We start from the raw sequence: 17,150 nt of genomic DNA on the forward strand, positions 1-17,150 counted from the left end.
TCGTGAGGATTCGGTGATTCCCCCACCCGGAAAGGGGCAGGTGGTCGGCGCGGTCGTCAGACCGCGAGAGTGCGAGCGATCGCCCGCACCGTGAACGACGCCATGACGCCGCCGTTGTGGTCGTCGAGATCCTCGACGAGCAAGGTCGGATCGGTGATCGACCCGATCCCGGGAATCCGGTGCGCGAGCAGCACACCGAGGCAGAGCCCGGCGATCCGACGCGAGCGGTCCCGGCCGTCCGACCACACGGTGACCCGCAGGGTCGGCGATGTGCAGACCGGCCACAGCACGGGCCCGCTGTCGTCGAACACCACCACGGCGGGCGCGGCGGCGGGCGTCCACGATGACGGGATCACCATCCCGAACGTCGGCGCCGTGCCACCGGCGAGCGCCGGGATCACGCCGGCGAGGTAGTTCTTGGCGATCCGCGCCGGGTCGGCGGGAACGCGCAACGGATCGCCGGTCACAGCTTCCCGCGCACCCGCAGCCCGGCCGCGGCAGCTCCGCGGGTCAGCGCGCCGTACCGCGCCTGTCGCCAGCTCGGGACCGAGATCTCGGCGACCTGCCGGTCGGTGACATGCCATCGCAGCCGCACGTACCGGTGCCGACCGCGCCATGCCGCCGCCGCGACGACGGCGCCCGCCACCGCGGTGAGCTCGGGGGTGAACGCCGTCTTCAGCAGGACGCCGACCTCGGGCCGGTTGAGGGTGACTTTCACGCGAGCCATCGCTACCCCTCTCTTGCTGTGCAGATCGCGACGGTGCCCGTCCGGGATGCGCGCCCCCGGCGGGGCCGCCACTGGTCCACCTCGAGGCGGTAGCGCCTGCCGTCGACGGTGAGCTCGTCGCGCTCGGTGAGGTCGACGGCCGGGCGGAAGTAGACGACGCGGGCGACGGTCTCGCCGTCGCGGGCCCGGTCGGCGTACGGGCTGCCCGGGCCCGGCGCGACCGCGTCCGCCTCGAGTGGGTGATCCACCCACGGGATCGGGTTGCCGTCGTCGTCGTAGCCGCCGCCGCGGTGGCGGATCACGGGGACGCTCACGCGGGATCGTCTCCGAAATGCCAGCGCGGCGCGGGGCCCGCCGAGATGCCGAGCAGCTCGGCATGCGCGGCGGTGAACACGAGTGTGCCCGCGGGCGTCGCGAGGGTGCCCTCGGCCGACCACGGCCCCATCCTGTCGGCGTAGGACAGGTGCCCGGCGAACTCCGGGGGCGGCGCGATCGCCACCCGGACCACCTCGATGACGACCCGCTTCCCCACCGGGTCGTCCTCGGCGATGTCCGGGCGGCGATCGCGGATCCACTGCTCGGCGGCGTCGATGAGCTGCTCGGCGTCGCCGCGCTGTCCGGCGTCGAGGTCGAGCCAGCCGAGCGCGACGTCGTCGACAGTGGCGAGCGCCATCAGCGACCGAACCGGGCGATGAGCTCGGCGCGGGTGAGTGCCGCGGCCTCAGCCCGCGACAGGCCGTGCGCTCGCACGGCGTAGTCGCGCCAGTCGGCAACACCGGCTGTGCGCATCGGGCGGTCGGCGGCCTCGGTCGCCTCGTCCGCCTCGGTCACCGCGGCGGGGTCGAGCTCACCGGCCGCCTGGTCGTCCTCCTGGTCGTCGGGCCCCTGGTCGTCGGGGCGGCCGTCCGGCTCGGCCCGGTCGGGCGAGTCGGCGTCGGGGTCACCATCCGGGTCGTCGTCGACGGCGTCCTCGTCGAGGTCGTCGAGGACGGACGGCACGTACGGCATGATCGCGCCCGCGATCGACAGGCGCTCGACCTCGGCGTCGGTGAGGCCGGTGACGATGTCGCCGCGGCGGTGCTTGATGGTGCGCAGCGGGGACCGGTCCGGGCGCCGCTCGACGATCTGGTCGAACCGGTCCGCGGTCAGGATGAACTCGGCGTCGCTCACGGGGTCACCAGTCCCGTCAGCCACAACCCGGCCTTGGGCTGGTCGAGGCCGATCGCGCGCTTGTGCGAGGCGTCCGAGCGCCAGGTCTCGCGCGGGCCACCGTTCGGGCCGCCGCCCTCGGGGTACAGCGGCGTGAACTGCAACGGCCGGGTATCGGAGTAGAAACCGATGGTGCCGCGTTCGAGGACGAGCACGCGGTCGATCGGCACGGTGCGCGACTTGATCACGCGCAGACCCATGATCTCGGCGGGCAGCGCGCCGGTGTAGGCGATGGACTCGCCCGCGACGTTGCCGTTGTAGACCTTGAGGATCTGCTCGTTGTCCATCAGCGTGGCGAGCAAGCCGTGATTGATGACGATCGTGTCGGGCTCGAACCCGTACGCCTCGTCGGCGGTCGCCTCGGCCGGTGCCGCGGTCGCGATCTGCTCGATCGCCCGAGCCAAGTCCGTGCGCGGCTTGCCGGCGGGATCATCCCACGGGTCCGACACGGCCAGTGTCGGCACAGCGGCCGAGCCCAGCAGCGCGCGGGCGGCGCGGTCGTTCGCACGGACGAACGTGTTCTTGAGCCCGACCATCTGCTTGTTGACCTGGTCGATCCTGTTCTCGTCGATCATCTCCTTGGAGACGCGCACGCCGAGCGCTCGCTTGGTGGCGAATGCGACTCGGGGCAAGCCGAGCTGCCCGGACGAGACCGGGATCTCGCCGAACTCGGCGACGTCCTGGACGTCGTCGTCGAGGAACGTCGGGTCGCCCTCGCGGTAGGACACGACGCCGCCCTCGTTGCGGCCGCCGTTGCGGAACAGCGCCTCGGAGATGAACTGATTCTCCATCAGTTCCTTGAGCTTGGTCGGGACGAACAACGGGTTCTTGACCAGGTCGGACACGGTGAACCGCGACCCGTCACCGACGCTCACAATCGTGGTGGGCATGGACTCTCTCCTGTCTGTGGTGGGCCGGTCAGACGGTCCGCATGAGGCCGGTGGCCTTGGTGGCGACGACGACGCCCGCGGGCTCGGTGCAGACGCCGACGATGGTGCGGGCGTCGGGGGTCGCACCGGCGGGGGCGACGGTGCCCGCGGCGGTCGCGACGAGCTTGTCGCCGAACGCGGCATTCGCCGAGTACGTGACCTTCACCTCGGCGCCGCCGTAGGCGACAGCGACCGAGGTCGCGATCGGGACCGCCGACACGACCGGGCGGCCGAGCGCGTCCGTTGTGTTCGCCGGCGGGAAGTCCTCGGGCGCGACGGCGTCGGCCAGGGCGACGCCGAGCACCTTCGTCGACGCGGCGGCGGCGACGCCGATCCGGCCGCCCGAGCGGGCCTCGACGAGCTTGCCGCCGAGGATCACCTCGTTGTCGGCCGGGGTGAAGGTCTTCGGGCCGCCCTGGGTGACCTGGGTGCCTGCCATCAGATGCTCCATTCCTTGTAGGCGGCCGAGGCGCGCACGTCGGCGACGTCGGCGGAATCGGTGGCGTGGCCGAGCTCGGCCACGGGGACGGCCGCGTTGGCGGCCATGGACGCGAGCAGCGCGCGGCCCTGGTCGAGGTCGGCCTCGAGGGTCTTGCGCCACGTGGGCACGTTGGCCGGGGTGATGCGGCCCTCGGTGACCGCGGTCGAGAGCGCAGCCTCGATGTCGTTCTTGCGCTGCCGGGCGAGGTGCGCCTTGAACTCGCGCGAGTCCGCCTCGAGCGCGGCCAGGCGGCCACTGTCGATGGCGATCGCGCCGTCGGGCAGTCGCCCGGCGGACACGGCTGCGGCGCCCTCGGCCTGCGCGGCAGCCGCGGCGGCGGCGTCCTCGGCGGCCTTGGCGGCGAGGTCCTGCACGGCGGCGAGGATGGCGGCGAGGTCCGCGTCGTCCGCCAGCCCGAGAGCGGTGCGGAGCGCGGCGAGCTGTTCGTTCGTGATCTCCACGCCCGAACCTCCTTCGGTGGTGGTGTCCCCGGTCGCGGGCGCGGCGGGGGTGGACGCCGCGGCCGGACGGCCGGGGCGAGACTCTGCGCGGCTGGCGTACCGCAGCACCGGCGACGAGGCGGCCACGGGCGCGGCCGGGTCGGCGGCGGCAGGGTCGGCGGCCGGGGTGTCGACGGCGTCGTCGTAGCGGACGACGACCGGCACCGGCGCGCCGAACGTGACGCCGTCGGTGCCGTCGCCTGCCGGGTCGACGGTGACCGGCACACGCTGCCGGGTGCCGGTGTCGTCGTCGAGCACGATGAGTTGCAGCGGCTCGAGGTGGAATTCCTCGATCCACTGCGACCACGGCGCGGAGTCGTAGAACTTCCTGCGGACGTCCTCGGTGGTCACCCCGGCGGCGACCAGACGCGGTGAGGGACTCGGCATGATCGGCCCTTTCAGATGGATGGTGATCGGTGTGCCGCCGGTGCCCGGCGCGGACGCGGCGACGCCGTACAGCGCGGCGACGTCCTGGAGGGATCGCAGGGTGCCGATCGCGGGCTCGGCCACGCCGAGCAGCGCGAGACCGGTCAGCACGAACGGATGCGAGTGGCCGAGCTGACAGACGTAGTCCCACTGCCCCTCGATCGAGCGCTGTGGGTACGCGCTGGCGATCACGGTGTGCCCGTTGGCGTCCGGGGTGGCGAGCCATCCCGGCATGCCGACGAGGTCACCGATCAGCGCGCGACCGTCGACCACCGCGAGGTTGTCGACCCACCCGACGGCTGGCTCGCCGTCGAATCGAGGGTCGGTGTGTCCGAGCTTGATTCGCGGGCGGTGCACGGCCGGGCAGTCCATCGCGGCCACCGCGTACGCGAGGTCGTCGGGGGTGAACGTGTGGACGCCGGTCCCGGCCTCCCACGTGCCGATGTGCATCAGCTCGACCCGCGCCAGGTGTGCGAGCGGGGGCGCGGTCGGCACCGGGATCGGCGCGGTCACCAGAGCGCCCCTTGCCCGGCGGGAACCGGCGCGCGGCGGCGCGCGGCGGCCGGGGCCACGATGTCCGCGCCCGCGGTCGGCCGGGCGGCGGGCTGGTCGGCAGGCTTCGGCGGCAAGCCGATGCGCGAACGGATCGCCTGCTCGACGAGGACGTCGGGCGAGAGCAACCCGGCCTCGACGAGCATCTTGAGCGCCGCCGCGGTGGCATCCTGGTTCGACCCGATCCGGTCAAACACGAGCCGGGGCGCGGGCTCGTCGACGCCGAAATTGATGTCGACGAGATCCTCGATCACGTGGTCGTTGAACACCGCCGCCAGCGCCTCGGCCTCGGTCTGCACGCTGTCGTTGAACGTGTTCTCCTGCACGGACGCCAGCGCGTACGAGCCGCCGCCGGACAGGTTGAGGAAGTGGGCGAGACCCGAGATCGCGATCATCTGGTCGTGGTAGGCGATCGCGGCGCGGATGTCGGGCAAGTTGCCCTGCACGCCGAGCAGCTCGAGTTTGGCGCCGTGCGGCAGACCGGCGCCTGAGTGCTCGCCAACCCGGTACGCCGATGCCATCGCGGCCAGCTTGTCGACGTCGTCCTGTGAGGCGCCCTCGGCCGCGGTACCGACCGGCACGCCGACGCCGTTACGCCGGGCGGCAACGGCCTCGATCCGCATGAGCTCGTCCTTGAGTAGCCAGTGCTTATACGACGGCCGGAGCACCGACTTGCCGATCCACATGCCTGGATCCATCTCGCGGCTGTAGATGACGAGCCGGTTGATCGGGATGGTCGTCGGCGCCGGGCCGTAGATCACGCGCCCGGTCGAGGCCGGTGCCATCTGCTCGATGCTGTCGAGGCCGCCATCGAGCGCGACATTCCACCCCGAGATGGTCCGCTGCGGGCGGGGTGCCAGCTTGCGCAGCCACACGCGGCCGTCCTCGCCCTGGCGATAGATCTGCTCGAACGCGGCGTGTCCGTACGGGAGCGAGCTCAGCGCCCACACCAGGTGCTGAGCGAACGAGAACCGTCCCTTTCGTCGACCCGGTGCGGCAGTCTCGTCAGTCCCGAAGATCGGGAGGCCGACATTCCGAGCGACGAACTCGGTCACCTCGTCGCGCGCGTACCCCGGCGCGATCGCGAATCGGGCTTGCCGGATCGGCAGGCCGATCGCCGACAGCAGCGAGGACACCCGCGAGTCCTCGCTCTGCATGCGGGAGAAGATGCGGACCGAGGCGGGCCACTGGAGCTCGGGCACCTGCTCGAACTCGTTCCACTGCGAGAAATCTCCCGCACCGGTCGCGACCGGTGCCGGCGCGTTGAGGACGTACCCCTTCTCCTTGAACGCGGGGATCGGTGGCTTGACCTGGGTAGACGGCACGACGGCACCCCCTCTCTCAGAACGCCGCGGCGAACACGTCGAGGCCGGTCTCGGCCCGGGTGGTCGCCGGTTCGCGGTGGTGGTGGACGGGCGGGGCCGAGCCGGTCGAGGGCGACGGCGGCGGCGCGGTTTCGATGCCGAACGTCTCGAGCGCCCACAGCGCGAGGGTGGCGGCCTGCAACGGCGGGATCGGTGCCGGTCCGGTCTGCGACCACACCTTGTCGCCGCCCGGTAGCTCGCGCGTGCCCGCCGATTCGAGGGCGTCGGTCAAGATCTGCTGCCCGGTGTGCGAGAGCTCGCCGGCGAGCGCCGCGTCGTAGAAGAGGCCGAACGCGACCGCCAGCTCGGGTGCGCCGATGAGCTCGGGCTCGACCTTGGCGGCGAGCAGTTTCGGGACGATCACCGCCGCGTTGCCCTTGCGGTCGATCGCCAGCGCGCACGGATCCCATGCGGCAATCACCGCGAGCACGTACGAGACCACCTCGGCGTGTGTGGCGGCCTGGAAGAACCCGACCTCGAGGTGCCTGCGGCCGTCGGTGGTGGACTGCGCAGCGGCCAGCGCCCACCACTGCCGGTCTCGGCTCAGCTCGAGGGCGAGCGCGACCTGTCCGCGTAGCACCGGTGCCGGATTCCTCATGTCCGCCCAGACCTCCGAGTCGATCACTTCGGTTGTCTCGTCCGGGTCGGCAGGCCAATCGCCGCGGCCGAGGTACTCGCAGTCGAACGACTTGCGTCCGGCCGGGGTCGAGAACCGCCTCAGCTCGTTCTCGAGCATCGCGAGTTTGGCGATCACGCCGAACGAGGGCATCGCCACCCGCCACGTATCCGGATCGGCCCGGTCCCCATCCGGTGCCGCCCACTCGGCGAAGAACAATCCGACGTCGCGACCCTCTCGGCCGCGCCTGCGCACCGCGGCGAGGACGTGCCCGTTGTGGTGCTGCTCCTGGTTGACCGCGCTCGAGGTGTAGATCGTCTGCGGATCCGGCGCCGCCATCTTGGTGGGCGACAGCGCGGCCATATCCGCCTCGGTGAGGTCGTACGCCTCGTCGTAGATCTCGAGGTCGACCCGGTCGAGGCCGCGACCGGCGTGCGCCGATCGCGTGGTGAACACGACCTCGGCGCCGGTGTCGAGGACGATCGTGCCGCGCCCCTGCGAACATGTCTTCGACTCGACGTGTTTCGCCATCCACGGCGTGGTCTTGACGATCCGCCATGCGCGTTTCCACAGCGACTCGGCGGTGCGCCACTGGTGCGCCGTGAACACGATGATCTCGCCGAGCTTGAACAGGCCATAGAGCACGCGCAGGACGAGGACCGTCGATTTGCCCTGTTGGCGCGGGACGATCAGGCAGCACTCGGGGTGGGTCCATGTGCCGTCCGGGTTCCTCGCGAGGATCTGCTCGAGCGACCACGATTGCCACGGCATCGCCCGTAGCCGTGACGCCGACCGGCGGCCCAGCTCAGCCGCCTTGAGCCCGAGAGTGGTGTCGCCCTCGGTGTAGAGCAGGGCATCCGGAGTTTGGCGGCCGGTGAGCCGCGGCCACTCTGCCTCGATGATCTCGCGGAACTTCTCGTCGAGGTCGACATCACAGATCGTCGAGCGGGTCATCGTCCGTATCCGGTGCAGCGCCTTGGCGGCGGGCGATCTCGGCGAGTAGCTGCCGCAGCACGGTGGCTTGCTGCCGGGCCTCGGTCAGCGCCGAGTCGACTCGTACCGAGATCGCGCCGTCGCGTCCGTCGGCGAGGCGGATCCACGTATCGGTGTCGCCGGAGAGCAGCCGGTCGAGGGTGTCGAGCCGGTCGACGATCCGGCCCGCCTCGGTGATCAGGACGGCCAGCGACGGTGGATCGTCGGGCCCGGTGAGCGAGTCGACGAGCTCGCGGGCACGAGCGCCCATATCGGCCACGCGCACCCCCTCCCCGGCGCCGATTCCCGCCCCGGGTTCCCGGCCCTGCAAAAAAAGGTGACTGGATGGGGAACCGGAGTCACGGTGCCCCCCTCCCAGGAATTTCGGGGGTGGGGGGTCAGCGCGGCCACGGCATCGCGCGGATGCCGAGATCGGGCCTGTCCGGGCTGTTCTGCGGGGTGTACGGCTCGCCGGTGACCGCGGGGCGCAGGTGGTCGCGGCTGCCGTCGCCGCGCTGCCGGTTACAGGTGGAGTGCAACAGCCGGTCAGCCACGCGACCGCCGCGCGATCGGGGCGTGCTGTGGTCGCCCTCGAGGGTCGCACCGTCGGGGTTGCGCCGGGCGTCGCGGTACATCGGGAGCGTGCACCACCAGCACGGCGAGCCGTCTCGGTGCCGCGCAAACAGGCTGGCGACCTGCTGCCGGTGTGCGTGGCCTAGACCTCGCTGTGTGGTGGTGCGGCGGCGCCGGGCGACGGTCACGGTCGGCGGTGTCCGAGTCCGGTGAGGTCGGCGAGCCGGTGTCCGATGCGGACGAGCAGCTCGTCGAGCCAGCCGGGTAGGCGGCGCGGTGGGCGTGGCGCTGCGTATCGGCCGTCGAGCCGAACGCCGCGGTGGCCGGACGGCCCGGCGGTGAGGTGCCAGACCGAGCCGTCGCGGCCGGTGAGCTTCACCAGGACCATGCGCCCGGCGCGGTGGTCAGCGGCGACTCGAGCGTCCGGATCGGTTGGCGCCGCAGATGATCGAACAGCAGTGCCAGGACGTCGAGCACGAGCATCAGATCAGCGCCCGAATCAGGACGCCGGCGAAGATGGCGAGCACGTCGCCCCAGTCGACGGCGCGGGCGGCCTGCGCGGCGGCGGCGGAAAGTGTGTCCATGGTGGGACTCCTCGGGTAGGCGATCGGGACGGACGAGGGTCGCAGCGCGTCTACAGCGTGACCCCCCGGCAGACGCGACACGGGGTTGCGGCGCCCACCGGCCGATCGTCGGCCGGTGCGGGAGATGGCGCGTTGGGGCGCTTGGAGCCGGGCGTGGTGGTCCCAGCCGACGCGCTGCGAGATTGGGGCGGAATGGGCCGCTGACATGGGAAAACCGGCACTGTCGCCGCCTTTTGGGGTCGGTTCGTCAGTACCGGTTTCGAGGTGCCACCCACAATAGCAGCAGGTCAGCGCGTTTTCGATCTTGGCGGCCGGTGCTCGGCGTGGCGAGGAATGCGGACCGCCCTCGCCGGGGGGGAGGGCGAGGGCGGCCGGTGAGCCTCGAGGGGCTCGACTGGCGAGTCTAGGTCGGCCCGATTCCGTGCTCGCGGGCGAGCTGCCGGAAGTGCTCGCGGCTCTTGCCTGTGCGGCGCACGAGATCGGCCTGTACGCCGCGCTTGCCGGTGCGCAGCATGTCGAGGATCACCTCGTCGACGCGCGCCTGTGCGCGGGCGAGGTCGGCTAATGCGGTGTCGAGTTCGTCCATAGCCACCATGTTAGGCCAAATCGGTAGGCCAAACAACTTGCGCTATGCCAACTCATTTGGCATAATTGAGTTGTCGGGGAAACACCGACAACCACATTGAAAACTCCACAGAGATAGGAACTCTCGATGACAGAGAACCGCGCAGACAGGCTGGTCACGGCCTATCAGGCACTCCGAAAGGTGATGCTCACCGCGCTCACTCTCCCGGTCGAACTCCCCGAGATGGCGGGCGATGGGTTCCGAGCGAACGACACCCGCAGGGCCGTCGTCCACGCCCGGAACATCCTGCGGGACATGCCCGCCGACTGGCACCGCCGAGAACTGGTTGATCAGCTCATCCTCGAATGGCTCGAGGCGCTGGTGATGACCAGACTCCACGCCGGACACGGTGAAGCCTGGTACGGCGACATCGCGGACGACGCGCTCACCCGCTTCTGGGCGACGCACGAGGTGATCAGGTTCGACCAGCAGTAAGACGAAATGCCCCCGGCGGGCCGTAACCGCCGGGGGCATCTCTCGTTGGTCATCCTACAGGCGCGGGTCGTGCACGAGCCGGAAGTCGTGCAGCGCCTCGGACTCGCTACCGGCCGCCGTGAACTCCCGGCCGATCACCTCGCCCGCCGGGATCCCCGCGTCGCTGCCGATCTCCTGGGCGGACAAGATCAGCGGCGCATCGTGGGTGTGCCAAGGCGTCACACAGTGCGCCTGGTCGCCGACGGTGAGCATCACCCACACCGGCACGCGGCCGTCGGGCCGCACCGCGTAGTCGTCGCCGGTACCGCGCTGCGCGTCGCCGAGCAGCTCGTCGACATCCACGGACTCGAGGTGTGCATCGAACTCGTCGCGCGACAGCGCGCGCCAGTTCGAGGCGTCCTCGGCGATGGCGAGCGCGAGCAGGGCATCAGTGCGCGTGGTGAACGGCCCGATGCGCTTGCCGGTCCGGCCGTTCACGAGCCAGCTCGTTCCGTTGTCGGTCATGGTTTCCAGTCCTCCTGGTAGTCGGGGTGATCGGACCAGACCGCGGCAATCATGCGCAGTGGGTCGCCCTCGTGAGGCGTGCGGCAGTAGCCCGGCCCGTAATCGTCGTGCGGCAACCACGGCCCCGGGTGCCCGCGGCATTCCTGCCCGGGGCGGGCCAGGTCGAACCACAGCCGCAGTGCCGCCACCTGCCGCAGCACGCGGGCGGGATCGTGACGGGCGATGTGCACGCCCTCGGCCAGCTCGACTGCGGGCGTGAGCCCTTCGCTATCGCAGGTGACATAGCTGTACTCGTGCCCGATGTGGCCGTTCCCATAGCTGTACTCGCGGGTGGAGTCAGGCCGGTAGACCTCTCCGTTCGCTGCCGCGCTGAATGCCGCGCTGGTGTCATACGCCCACCGGTCGCCACCGGCCGCACGGGCGGCGGCCTCGTCCTCGTCGAGCCGAGCCCTGATGAACTCCTCGATGGTCATGTGTTCGATCCTGCCTCGTCGTTGTCGGTACGGCCCGCCAGCTCGAGGGCGTCGCCGACGCGGTAGACGGGCACCGCTCGGGTTTGGTCATCGCGATGGTCGGTGATGCGGACGCCCGCGCGGGTGCGGGTGAGCCATCCCCGGCGCGTGAGCTTGCCCTCGGCCGCCCACCGGTAGCCGGTGCGCTCGGCGATCGGCGTGCCGACAGCGCGGCATGCGCGCAGCAACTCGGGCATCGTGCACAGCATCTCGCGGGCCGCGTCGGCGGCCTGGTCCTCGAGGTCGCAGACCTCGTGCTGTATCCGGCACGCCGGGCAGCGCACCCACGCGTCGCCGGGCTGCGCCCAGAGATTCGCGTGGCAGGTCGACCCGTTCTCGAGGACGCTCGGGCAGCGGCCGAGGTACCGCTCGTCGGCGGGCCGGTCGACCGCGCGCCGCAGCAAGGTGACCGCCCCGACGATGTCGCGGAACATCGCGTCGGCGGCCTCGAGGCGGCGCAGCTCGCGCGGGTAGGTCGCCATCCATATGGCGAGGCGCTCGTCCTCCTGGACCGGGCTCACGAGGTGCGCCGCGGTGCGCCGCATCACCCGCGTGATGCGCGCCGGTTCGCCCTTCCGCATCCGGGACTCGACGCGGAGCGCGGGCGCCTCGCGCGCGCTCGTGGTGTGGCGCGCGTTGATCGCGAGGACGGCCAGGGCCCGGGACTCGAGCGGGATCTCGACGCCGAGGTGATCAGCGACCACCCGGGCCCACCCGTGTAGCGCGGTGGACAGTGCGAGCTCGTCGCGCTCGCCGAGCAGCCGCATACCCCATCCGTGGATCTCGCTCGAGGTGTCCTTGATCGGTAGCGGCGCCTCGGCGGACCGACCGCCGGCGCGCGATCCGCCGACGCGCGCTTGCCCGCTGCGCGCGGTCTCAAGGTCGGCGAGCAGGCTCGGCACCGCGAGCAGCGCCTCGACGAGCGTGTGGTCGCACACCTCGCACAACGCGAGCTTGTCGGCGACGAGGCGGGTGCAGATCCCGCACGGTGTCCCTCCGGTCATCCTTCACCCCATTCCGCGCCGCACCGGCAGGTGCGGACGACCTCGAATGCCGACTCGTCGACGGGGCGCGGTGGTCGGTGCCGAACGATCGGTGACGCCGCGCCGAATGTGTGGATCTCGTACGTCTCGCGGTTCCGTTCCCACGCGTCGAGCTCGGCGGCGGTGGGTGCCGGGTTCGGCGGCCGGATCGCATGGCACTCGACCGTGCCGCAGGACGGGCAGGGTGTGACCGCGGCGAACACGCGCGGCGTCACCGGCGCACCCGTAGCTGTAGGGCGGCGTCGTCGAGGATGCCGCGGGTGAGCTCGCCGATCGGGCGCAGGCGCTCCCGGCGTATCCACTCGGTCGAGTCGAGCGGGTCGTCGGGCAGGGTCCAGAACGCCGCGGACTCAGCGGCGAGGTAGCACCACAGCCGATCGCGCACGGTGAGCCGGTAGACCGGCCGGTCGGGGTGGCATGCGGCGTACACGGCCGCGCCCCACGTGAGCCGGTCCCATGCGGACACCTCGGGTGCGAGGCTTACCCGGCCGGGGCTCGCCCACGGTCCGAGCCTCGGCTCGTCGTCATCGAGCAGGAACGGGTTTGTCCACGCCGGAAGGGCGTAGATCTGAGCCTCGGTCATCGCCTGCCCCTCTCGGTCCACGGGATGATCGTCGTGATCTCGTCGTCGGTGTCGCCCGCGAGGCGGCGCCGGATGAGATCGCGGATCTGCTCGACCGCGGCCGGGTCGCCGATCACGTCGCGCATGACCGCCTGTGTCGCCTCGTCGACGGCCTGCCGCGGCGCGTCCGGCCGGAGCTGTTGCAGCGTCGAGGCGATGCCGGTCCCGAACCCGTCGAGGTAGACGGTCACCACCGACTCGAACGGGACGGTGAAGGCCTCGGCGGCGCGGTCACTCGGGCGATCGGTCACCGTCTCCACCCCCGTCCGCATCGAACCGGACACCCCCGTCCGCACCGAACCGGACACCCCCGTCCGCATCGAACCGGATGTCGAACCGCGGCGGCTCGCCGTGCAGCGGGCCCGCAACGAACGCGAGGTCGTAGGCGACGGTGTTCTCGTCGACCCGGTGTGGCGTGACGGTCATGTGCCCGAGGTACATCGTGCTCGGGTTCGGCCAGAACCGGACGGGGATCCGGTCGGGCTCGCCCCGGCGGGCGGTGAAGATCTGGACGGCGTCAGACATGCTCGGTCACCGCCTCGTTCACGACGTCGGCGAGGGCCTGGACGTGGCCGCGCCTCAGGTAGTCGTCGGTGTGGCGGCCGTCGACGAGGTAGCCGCGGGCGTAGGCCATCGCACCGGCCCAGTCGCGCCAGTTCGAGAGTGACCACCACCGTTGGAACGCCGCGGTCCGGCACTTCTCGACGAGATCCTCTCCCCAGCGCACGACCTCGGCAGGGCCCGCGAGCGACCACCACTCGGTGAGATCGGCGATCGAACGGAGCGGGTTGCCCGCGGGCAGTGCGGTGATCGGGTCGCCGTCGGCCGCTGCCCACCATGTCGGCACGTTCGGCACATCGCGCATCCCGACGATGCCGTAGCCGGACGCCGGCGGGCGGTGCGGGATCCCGGCACCGGCCGGGCGCAGCGGGTCGGCGATGAGCGCGCAGGCGACGAGGTGGTCGGCCATCACGCCGGGCATGTGTTCGACGATCTCGCGAGCGAGGTCACCGGCAATACCGGCGCCCTGCGAGTACCCGGCGAGGATGAATGGCCGGTATCCGACGATGTGGTCGAGCAGCGCCCACCGGCCGATGATGCGCGACTCGGCGTACGGACGCGGGTTGCCGTACTCGGCCGGATACTGCACGATCCTCGGCGCGAAGCGGCTCGGGTCGAGGGCGTCGGCGAACGCCCTCGAGATGCCGTCGCCGCGGCGACCGTGGCCGGTGCCGGGCAGAATCAGGACGTCAATCACGGTCACTCTCCTTGGCGTCGGGCCCGAACAGTCCGGTGAACGGAGCAGCCATCCACGGGCCCGCGGTCGTGGTCTCGGTTCGTTTGACGATCTGCGGGTCGTAGTCCGCCGGGCGGACACCGAACTCGTCCTCGATGGAGTTGCGCAGATGGTTGCGCTTCTTTGCGGCTTCCTCGGCGCTCGCAGCGGTGCGCACCTCGCCGTTCGGGAGCCGCACGCCCCACCGCGTCGCCTTGGCGATCACCTGGTCAGCCACGGTCGACTCCCTCGTCGTCGTCTTCCGCGAGCTCGAATTCGCTTAGGTCGATCTGGCCTGCGCACGAGTGGCACAGCCTTACGTGCTGCTCCTGGTACGCCTGCTCGATCGCCTCGTCGCGTGTCTGGCCGGTGTTCGGGATCTCGACGAAGTTCGACGCGGTGGCCTCGAACGTGAAGCGGTGCGGGTCAGCCACGGTCGGCCCCCTCGGCGTCGAGCTCGTCGCGCACAAGGTCGGCGCGCTCGTCGAGCAGCTCGCCGACGAGTTCGGCAATCTCGCCGATCTTCGCGGCGGCGAGCGCGACCGGGTCGACGGCGGCGGCCAGGCCGACGAGCTCGTCCTGTCGTTCGTGCATGTCGAGCGCGTCGCCGGCGAAGTCGGCGGGCGTGGTCTTCGCGATCGAGGCGAGAACTCGGCCGAGCTCGGTCTGTGGCGGCGGCGCCTGTATCGCGAACGAGTGCGCGCCCCAGGTCGGCGCGGCGCCCTCGACGCGGCGGTCAGCGTCGGCGTCGCACCCTGGGCACGAGTCGCGCATGCCGTAGCCGTGCGCACACGAAGGTCCATCCTCCTCCGCGTCCCGGGTCCGTTGGGCAACGTCGGTCATGATCGGCACCCACACGACCGGCCGGTCGTCGACGGTGTCGGGACGGTCGAACACGATCCGCGGCCCGGCGGCGGCGACCTTCCACGGGAACCGGCGGCCGTCGATGTACAGCTCGCGCGCGGCGTCGTCGATCAGGATGTCTCCGGCGAGGGTCGGCTCGTCGGTCCAGACGACGCGGGTCGCGCCCTCGTGGCCGTGCACCGCCTCGAGGTCGTCGAGCGAGTCCCAACTCGAGGTTGATCGGCGATCGCCCCGCCATCGGAGCGAGGCGTGCCCGTCGGGCCAGAGCACGCCGTCGGCGACGACGCCGGTGCCGCTGACGCCGGTCACGTCGCGCTCGCGCACGAGTTCGAATGTGCGGATGGTCATTCGGTCACCTCGTGGAGTGCGTAAACCCGGAACCGGGTTTCGGGATCTTCGGGCGTGACGGCGGCGAGTGCCGAGTACGCCTCGCCGACGGTCGGATGCGAGTCGAGGTCGCCGTATGCGACCTCGCTGTCGACGACGATGCGCACGCGCCCCGCATCCTCGGAACCGACGACGAACCCGGCGGGCGCGTCGGCGCGGTTGGAGCGCAGCGCCCGCCGGTGTGCCTCGACCTCGCGGGACAGCTCCCGGACGGTGTCGGGGGTGGCGCTGTGCGGGTACAGGTACGCCGCGGCCACATCCTGTGCGCTCACTCCACCATCGGCGCAGGGCCGCGGTAATCCGGTCGCGGCGGGCGACCAGCCGAACCACCGTTCGACGCGGGCGCGCATGTACCCGGCGAGCCACGCCTCGACCTCGGCCCGGGCGTAGCGCGTGGTGTAGAACTCCGCGGCGACGGAGTTCCGCGGCTGGAACGTGATCAGGCGGAATGTCGCGGGCTCGCCCGGCTCGTGGTCCGGGTGGTCCGCGTCGTCGAGCAGCCACGACACGATGACGTTCAGCGTCTCGGGCATCTGCTCGACGCACCGCCGCATCGTGTCGAAGTCGGCGAACTCGAGCGGCCGGTACCGGCCGAGCTTGATCGTGGGAAACATCGCGGGTCCGGGCATCACAACGTCACCTCCGTGATCGCCACCGCGCCGGGGGTGCCCTTGTCGCACCAGTCCCAGAGCGCGGCGAAGTCCGCGCTCGGGTCCTGCCGGAAGTTCACGGCCCACCGCTGCTCGATGACGAGCGGCCCGTCGGCGAGCTGCTCGACGAGTTCCTCGTGCACGCCGAGCTCGGTGGTGAGCTGGGAGATCGCGGCGAGCAGCCGCCACGGATCGGGGTGTCCGTAGGCGGTCCACCCCCAGTCGTCGACGTCCGCGCTTACGTGCACGCCGTAGCGGGCCGGGCCGAAGTGCTGGGGTCCGATCTGGATCGGCGCGCTCATCGGGCACCGTCCCGTCCGGTCGCCTCGGCGATCGCGTCGGCGATGTGTGCGGCCATGAGCTGTTGCACCGCGCCGACCTGGGTCTCGGGCTCGGACGCGAGGGGTCCGGCGATCTCGGCGCCGCACGAGCACTCGACGAGTACCTCGCCGACACCGGCGGCCATGGTGATCGACTCGGCGACGTGGTCGGCCAGGACGCCGGCGAGGTGCTCGCGGTCGTCGACGACGAGCACGAAGTCGCGGCCGGTGAGCCGGTCGACGGCCGGGTTGACGCGGCGCATCGGCTCGGTGATCTCGCCGCGGTAGTCCTCGCGGACCACGGTGCATGCCGCCTTGGAAGTGCCAGCGCGGCCACGGAATCCGTCGACGCGCAGGATGCGGATCGTGTCGTACCGGGTGGGGCGGGCGTCGCGGTAGATCTGACCGACGCGGACCACTCCCCCGCGGCTGCTGACGACTTCGGTTACGCCGGTGTGCATTTGGTCGGTCATCCGTTCTCCTGGTCTGCTGCTGCGTACGCCTGCTGTGCGCGCAGGCTCGGGTGTGGCTCGTCGATGTCGGCTCGTCGGCCGCGGGTGTGGGGCTTGCACACGGGGCACGGGATCGGGCGCCCCTCCTCGTCCTCGCCGAGCCAGCGATTCCGGCATCGGGGGTCGTGCCAGGGCGCCGAGTCGTCCTCGGGCTCGAGCGGTGCGCCGGTGCGATCGAGGGTCATGAATTCCACACCCCCGGGCGCGCGGTGGTGAGGTGCGTTGGGTACTCAGCCACGCGGGTTTGGTTGGTAGTGGTTGGTAATACTTGGTGGGGTCTCATGGGTGAGCCCCAGACCTTCCACCGGTGAGCCCCAGACTTTTCACCGGTGAGCCCTAGACTTTCCGGCCGACGACCCGTACAGGTCTCACCGGTGAGCCCCAGACTCACACCCTGTGGATAACTCTGGGGGTCACTGATGACACCCAGAGTCGCGCCCTGTGGACAACTCTGGGTCGCACCGACG

General features: G+C 71.2%; 29 protein-coding genes. 1 reads left to right on the forward strand and 28 read right to left on the reverse strand.

The window, feature by feature from the left end; translation table 11 throughout:
* Nucleotides 1-56: 56 nt before the first annotated feature.
* The 14 genes from ACWESM_RS18545 to ACWESM_RS18610 form a co-directional block, all read right to left on the reverse strand.
* Nucleotides 57-467, reverse strand: coding sequence for a hypothetical protein (locus ACWESM_RS18545; protein WP_452492769.1), 411 nt, complete (start codon nucleotides 465-467; stop codon nucleotides 57-59).
* Complete coding sequence (locus ACWESM_RS18550) at nucleotides 464-727, reverse strand: hypothetical protein (RefSeq protein WP_452492771.1); 264 nt, start codon at nucleotides 725-727, stop codon at nucleotides 464-466. Before ACWESM_RS18550 ends, ACWESM_RS18545 begins: the two co-directional genes overlap by 4 nt.
* A 2-nt stretch (nucleotides 728-729) precedes the next feature.
* Nucleotides 730-1,041 carry a hypothetical protein gene (locus ACWESM_RS18555; RefSeq protein ID WP_452492773.1) on the reverse strand — a complete coding sequence of 104 codons (312 nt, stop codon included), beginning with the start codon at nucleotides 1,039-1,041 and terminating at the stop codon, nucleotides 730-732.
* The gene (locus tag ACWESM_RS18560) at nucleotides 1,038-1,400 is read right to left on the reverse strand and encodes a hypothetical protein (RefSeq protein ID WP_452492774.1); all 363 of its coding nucleotides are present in this window, start codon (nucleotides 1,398-1,400) and stop codon (nucleotides 1,038-1,040) included. The genes ACWESM_RS18555 and ACWESM_RS18560 overlap by 4 nt, the downstream gene beginning before the upstream one ends.
* The gene (locus tag ACWESM_RS18565) at nucleotides 1,400-1,897 is read right to left on the reverse strand and encodes a hypothetical protein (protein ID WP_452492776.1); all 498 of its coding nucleotides are present in this window, start codon (nucleotides 1,895-1,897) and stop codon (nucleotides 1,400-1,402) included. The genes ACWESM_RS18560 and ACWESM_RS18565 overlap by 1 nt, the downstream gene beginning before the upstream one ends.
* The gene (locus ACWESM_RS18570) at nucleotides 1,894-2,826 is read right to left on the reverse strand and encodes a phage major capsid protein (RefSeq protein ID WP_452492778.1); all 933 of its coding nucleotides are present in this window, start codon (nucleotides 2,824-2,826) and stop codon (nucleotides 1,894-1,896) included. The genes ACWESM_RS18565 and ACWESM_RS18570 overlap by 4 nt, the downstream gene beginning before the upstream one ends.
* A 28-nt stretch (nucleotides 2,827-2,854) precedes the next feature.
* The gene (locus ACWESM_RS18575) at nucleotides 2,855-3,304 is read right to left on the reverse strand and encodes a hypothetical protein (RefSeq protein ID WP_452492780.1); all 450 of its coding nucleotides are present in this window, start codon (nucleotides 3,302-3,304) and stop codon (nucleotides 2,855-2,857) included.
* On the reverse strand, nucleotides 3,304-4,785 hold the full coding sequence (locus ACWESM_RS18580; protein WP_452492782.1) for a phage protease: 1,482 nt from the start codon (nucleotides 4,783-4,785) through the stop codon (nucleotides 3,304-3,306). Before ACWESM_RS18580 ends, ACWESM_RS18575 begins: the two co-directional genes overlap by 1 nt.
* Nucleotides 4,782-6,122, reverse strand: a complete 1,341-nt coding sequence (locus ACWESM_RS18585) for a phage portal protein family protein (protein ID WP_452492875.1) — start codon at nucleotides 6,120-6,122, stop codon at nucleotides 4,782-4,784. The genes ACWESM_RS18580 and ACWESM_RS18585 overlap by 4 nt, the downstream gene beginning before the upstream one ends.
* Before the next feature lie 43 nt (nucleotides 6,123-6,165).
* Nucleotides 6,166-7,758 carry a hypothetical protein gene (locus ACWESM_RS18590; RefSeq protein ID WP_452492784.1) on the reverse strand — a complete coding sequence of 531 codons (1,593 nt, stop codon included), beginning with the start codon at nucleotides 7,756-7,758 and terminating at the stop codon, nucleotides 6,166-6,168.
* The gene (locus ACWESM_RS18595; protein ID WP_452492877.1) at nucleotides 7,736-8,047 is read right to left on the reverse strand and encodes a hypothetical protein; all 312 of its coding nucleotides are present in this window, start codon (nucleotides 8,045-8,047) and stop codon (nucleotides 7,736-7,738) included. Before ACWESM_RS18595 ends, ACWESM_RS18590 begins: the two co-directional genes overlap by 23 nt.
* Nucleotides 8,048-8,174: 127 nt before the next feature.
* Nucleotides 8,175-8,411, reverse strand: a complete 237-nt coding sequence (locus ACWESM_RS18600; RefSeq protein ID WP_452492786.1) for a hypothetical protein — start codon at nucleotides 8,409-8,411, stop codon at nucleotides 8,175-8,177.
* A gap of 122 nt (nucleotides 8,412-8,533) precedes the next feature.
* On the reverse strand, nucleotides 8,534-8,737 hold the full coding sequence (locus ACWESM_RS18605) for a hypothetical protein (RefSeq protein ID WP_452492787.1): 204 nt from the start codon (nucleotides 8,735-8,737) through the stop codon (nucleotides 8,534-8,536).
* 599 nt (nucleotides 8,738-9,336) lie between these two features.
* Nucleotides 9,337-9,519, reverse strand: a complete 183-nt coding sequence (locus ACWESM_RS18610; RefSeq protein WP_452492789.1) for a hypothetical protein — start codon at nucleotides 9,517-9,519, stop codon at nucleotides 9,337-9,339.
* A 126-nt stretch (nucleotides 9,520-9,645) separates the two neighbouring features.
* Between ACWESM_RS18610 and ACWESM_RS18615 the strand changes: the two genes are divergently transcribed.
* A complete protein-coding gene (locus tag ACWESM_RS18615; protein ID WP_452492791.1) occupies nucleotides 9,646-9,993 on the forward strand; it encodes a hypothetical protein in 348 nt (115 codons plus the stop codon).
* A 54-nt stretch (nucleotides 9,994-10,047) separates the two neighbouring features.
* Here ACWESM_RS18615 and ACWESM_RS18620 read toward each other — a convergent pair whose 3' ends face one another.
* From ACWESM_RS18620 to ACWESM_RS18685, 14 genes are all read right to left on the reverse strand, one after another.
* Complete coding sequence (locus ACWESM_RS18620) at nucleotides 10,048-10,497, reverse strand: hypothetical protein (RefSeq protein ID WP_452492793.1); 450 nt, start codon at nucleotides 10,495-10,497, stop codon at nucleotides 10,048-10,050.
* Nucleotides 10,494-10,970 carry a DUF6221 family protein gene (locus ACWESM_RS18625; protein ID WP_452492795.1) on the reverse strand — a complete coding sequence of 159 codons (477 nt, stop codon included), beginning with the start codon at nucleotides 10,968-10,970 and terminating at the stop codon, nucleotides 10,494-10,496. Before ACWESM_RS18625 ends, ACWESM_RS18620 begins: the two co-directional genes overlap by 4 nt.
* Nucleotides 10,967-12,013 carry a hypothetical protein gene (locus ACWESM_RS18630; RefSeq protein WP_452492797.1) on the reverse strand — a complete coding sequence of 349 codons (1,047 nt, stop codon included), beginning with the start codon at nucleotides 12,011-12,013 and terminating at the stop codon, nucleotides 10,967-10,969. Before ACWESM_RS18630 ends, ACWESM_RS18625 begins: the two co-directional genes overlap by 4 nt.
* 250 nt (nucleotides 12,014-12,263) lie before the next feature.
* Nucleotides 12,264-12,635: a hypothetical protein gene (locus ACWESM_RS18635; protein WP_452492799.1), complete on the reverse strand. Its 372-nt coding sequence runs from the start codon at nucleotides 12,633-12,635 to the stop codon at nucleotides 12,264-12,266.
* The gene (locus ACWESM_RS18640) at nucleotides 12,632-12,925 is read right to left on the reverse strand and encodes a hypothetical protein (protein WP_452492801.1); all 294 of its coding nucleotides are present in this window, start codon (nucleotides 12,923-12,925) and stop codon (nucleotides 12,632-12,634) included. The genes ACWESM_RS18635 and ACWESM_RS18640 overlap by 4 nt, the downstream gene beginning before the upstream one ends.
* Complete coding sequence (locus ACWESM_RS18645) at nucleotides 12,906-13,199, reverse strand: hypothetical protein (RefSeq protein ID WP_452492803.1); 294 nt, start codon at nucleotides 13,197-13,199, stop codon at nucleotides 12,906-12,908. Before ACWESM_RS18645 ends, ACWESM_RS18640 begins: the two co-directional genes overlap by 20 nt.
* A complete protein-coding gene (locus ACWESM_RS18650; RefSeq protein ID WP_452492804.1) occupies nucleotides 13,192-13,932 on the reverse strand; it encodes a DUF3089 domain-containing protein in 741 nt (246 codons plus the stop codon). Before ACWESM_RS18650 ends, ACWESM_RS18645 begins: the two co-directional genes overlap by 8 nt.
* Complete coding sequence (locus ACWESM_RS18655; RefSeq protein WP_452492806.1) at nucleotides 13,925-14,188, reverse strand: hypothetical protein; 264 nt, start codon at nucleotides 14,186-14,188, stop codon at nucleotides 13,925-13,927. Before ACWESM_RS18655 ends, ACWESM_RS18650 begins: the two co-directional genes overlap by 8 nt.
* Nucleotides 14,181-14,384 carry a hypothetical protein gene (locus ACWESM_RS18660; RefSeq protein WP_452492808.1) on the reverse strand — a complete coding sequence of 68 codons (204 nt, stop codon included), beginning with the start codon at nucleotides 14,382-14,384 and terminating at the stop codon, nucleotides 14,181-14,183. The genes ACWESM_RS18655 and ACWESM_RS18660 overlap by 8 nt, the downstream gene beginning before the upstream one ends.
* Nucleotides 14,377-15,162: a hypothetical protein gene (locus ACWESM_RS18665; protein WP_452492810.1), complete on the reverse strand. Its 786-nt coding sequence runs from the start codon at nucleotides 15,160-15,162 to the stop codon at nucleotides 14,377-14,379. The genes ACWESM_RS18660 and ACWESM_RS18665 overlap by 8 nt, the downstream gene beginning before the upstream one ends.
* On the reverse strand, nucleotides 15,159-15,830 hold the full coding sequence (locus tag ACWESM_RS18670) for a hypothetical protein (protein WP_452492812.1): 672 nt from the start codon (nucleotides 15,828-15,830) through the stop codon (nucleotides 15,159-15,161). Before ACWESM_RS18670 ends, ACWESM_RS18665 begins: the two co-directional genes overlap by 4 nt.
* The gene (locus ACWESM_RS18675) at nucleotides 15,830-16,153 is read right to left on the reverse strand and encodes a hypothetical protein (protein WP_452492814.1); all 324 of its coding nucleotides are present in this window, start codon (nucleotides 16,151-16,153) and stop codon (nucleotides 15,830-15,832) included. Before ACWESM_RS18675 ends, ACWESM_RS18670 begins: the two co-directional genes overlap by 1 nt.
* Nucleotides 16,150-16,644 carry a hypothetical protein gene (locus ACWESM_RS18680; RefSeq protein WP_452492816.1) on the reverse strand — a complete coding sequence of 165 codons (495 nt, stop codon included), beginning with the start codon at nucleotides 16,642-16,644 and terminating at the stop codon, nucleotides 16,150-16,152. Before ACWESM_RS18680 ends, ACWESM_RS18675 begins: the two co-directional genes overlap by 4 nt.
* The gene (locus tag ACWESM_RS18685; protein ID WP_452492818.1) at nucleotides 16,641-16,868 is read right to left on the reverse strand and encodes a hypothetical protein; all 228 of its coding nucleotides are present in this window, start codon (nucleotides 16,866-16,868) and stop codon (nucleotides 16,641-16,643) included. The genes ACWESM_RS18680 and ACWESM_RS18685 overlap by 4 nt, the downstream gene beginning before the upstream one ends.
* Between the last annotated feature and the right edge of the window lie 282 nt (nucleotides 16,869-17,150).

The organism is Nocardia sp. NPDC003999 (assembly GCF_053604885.1).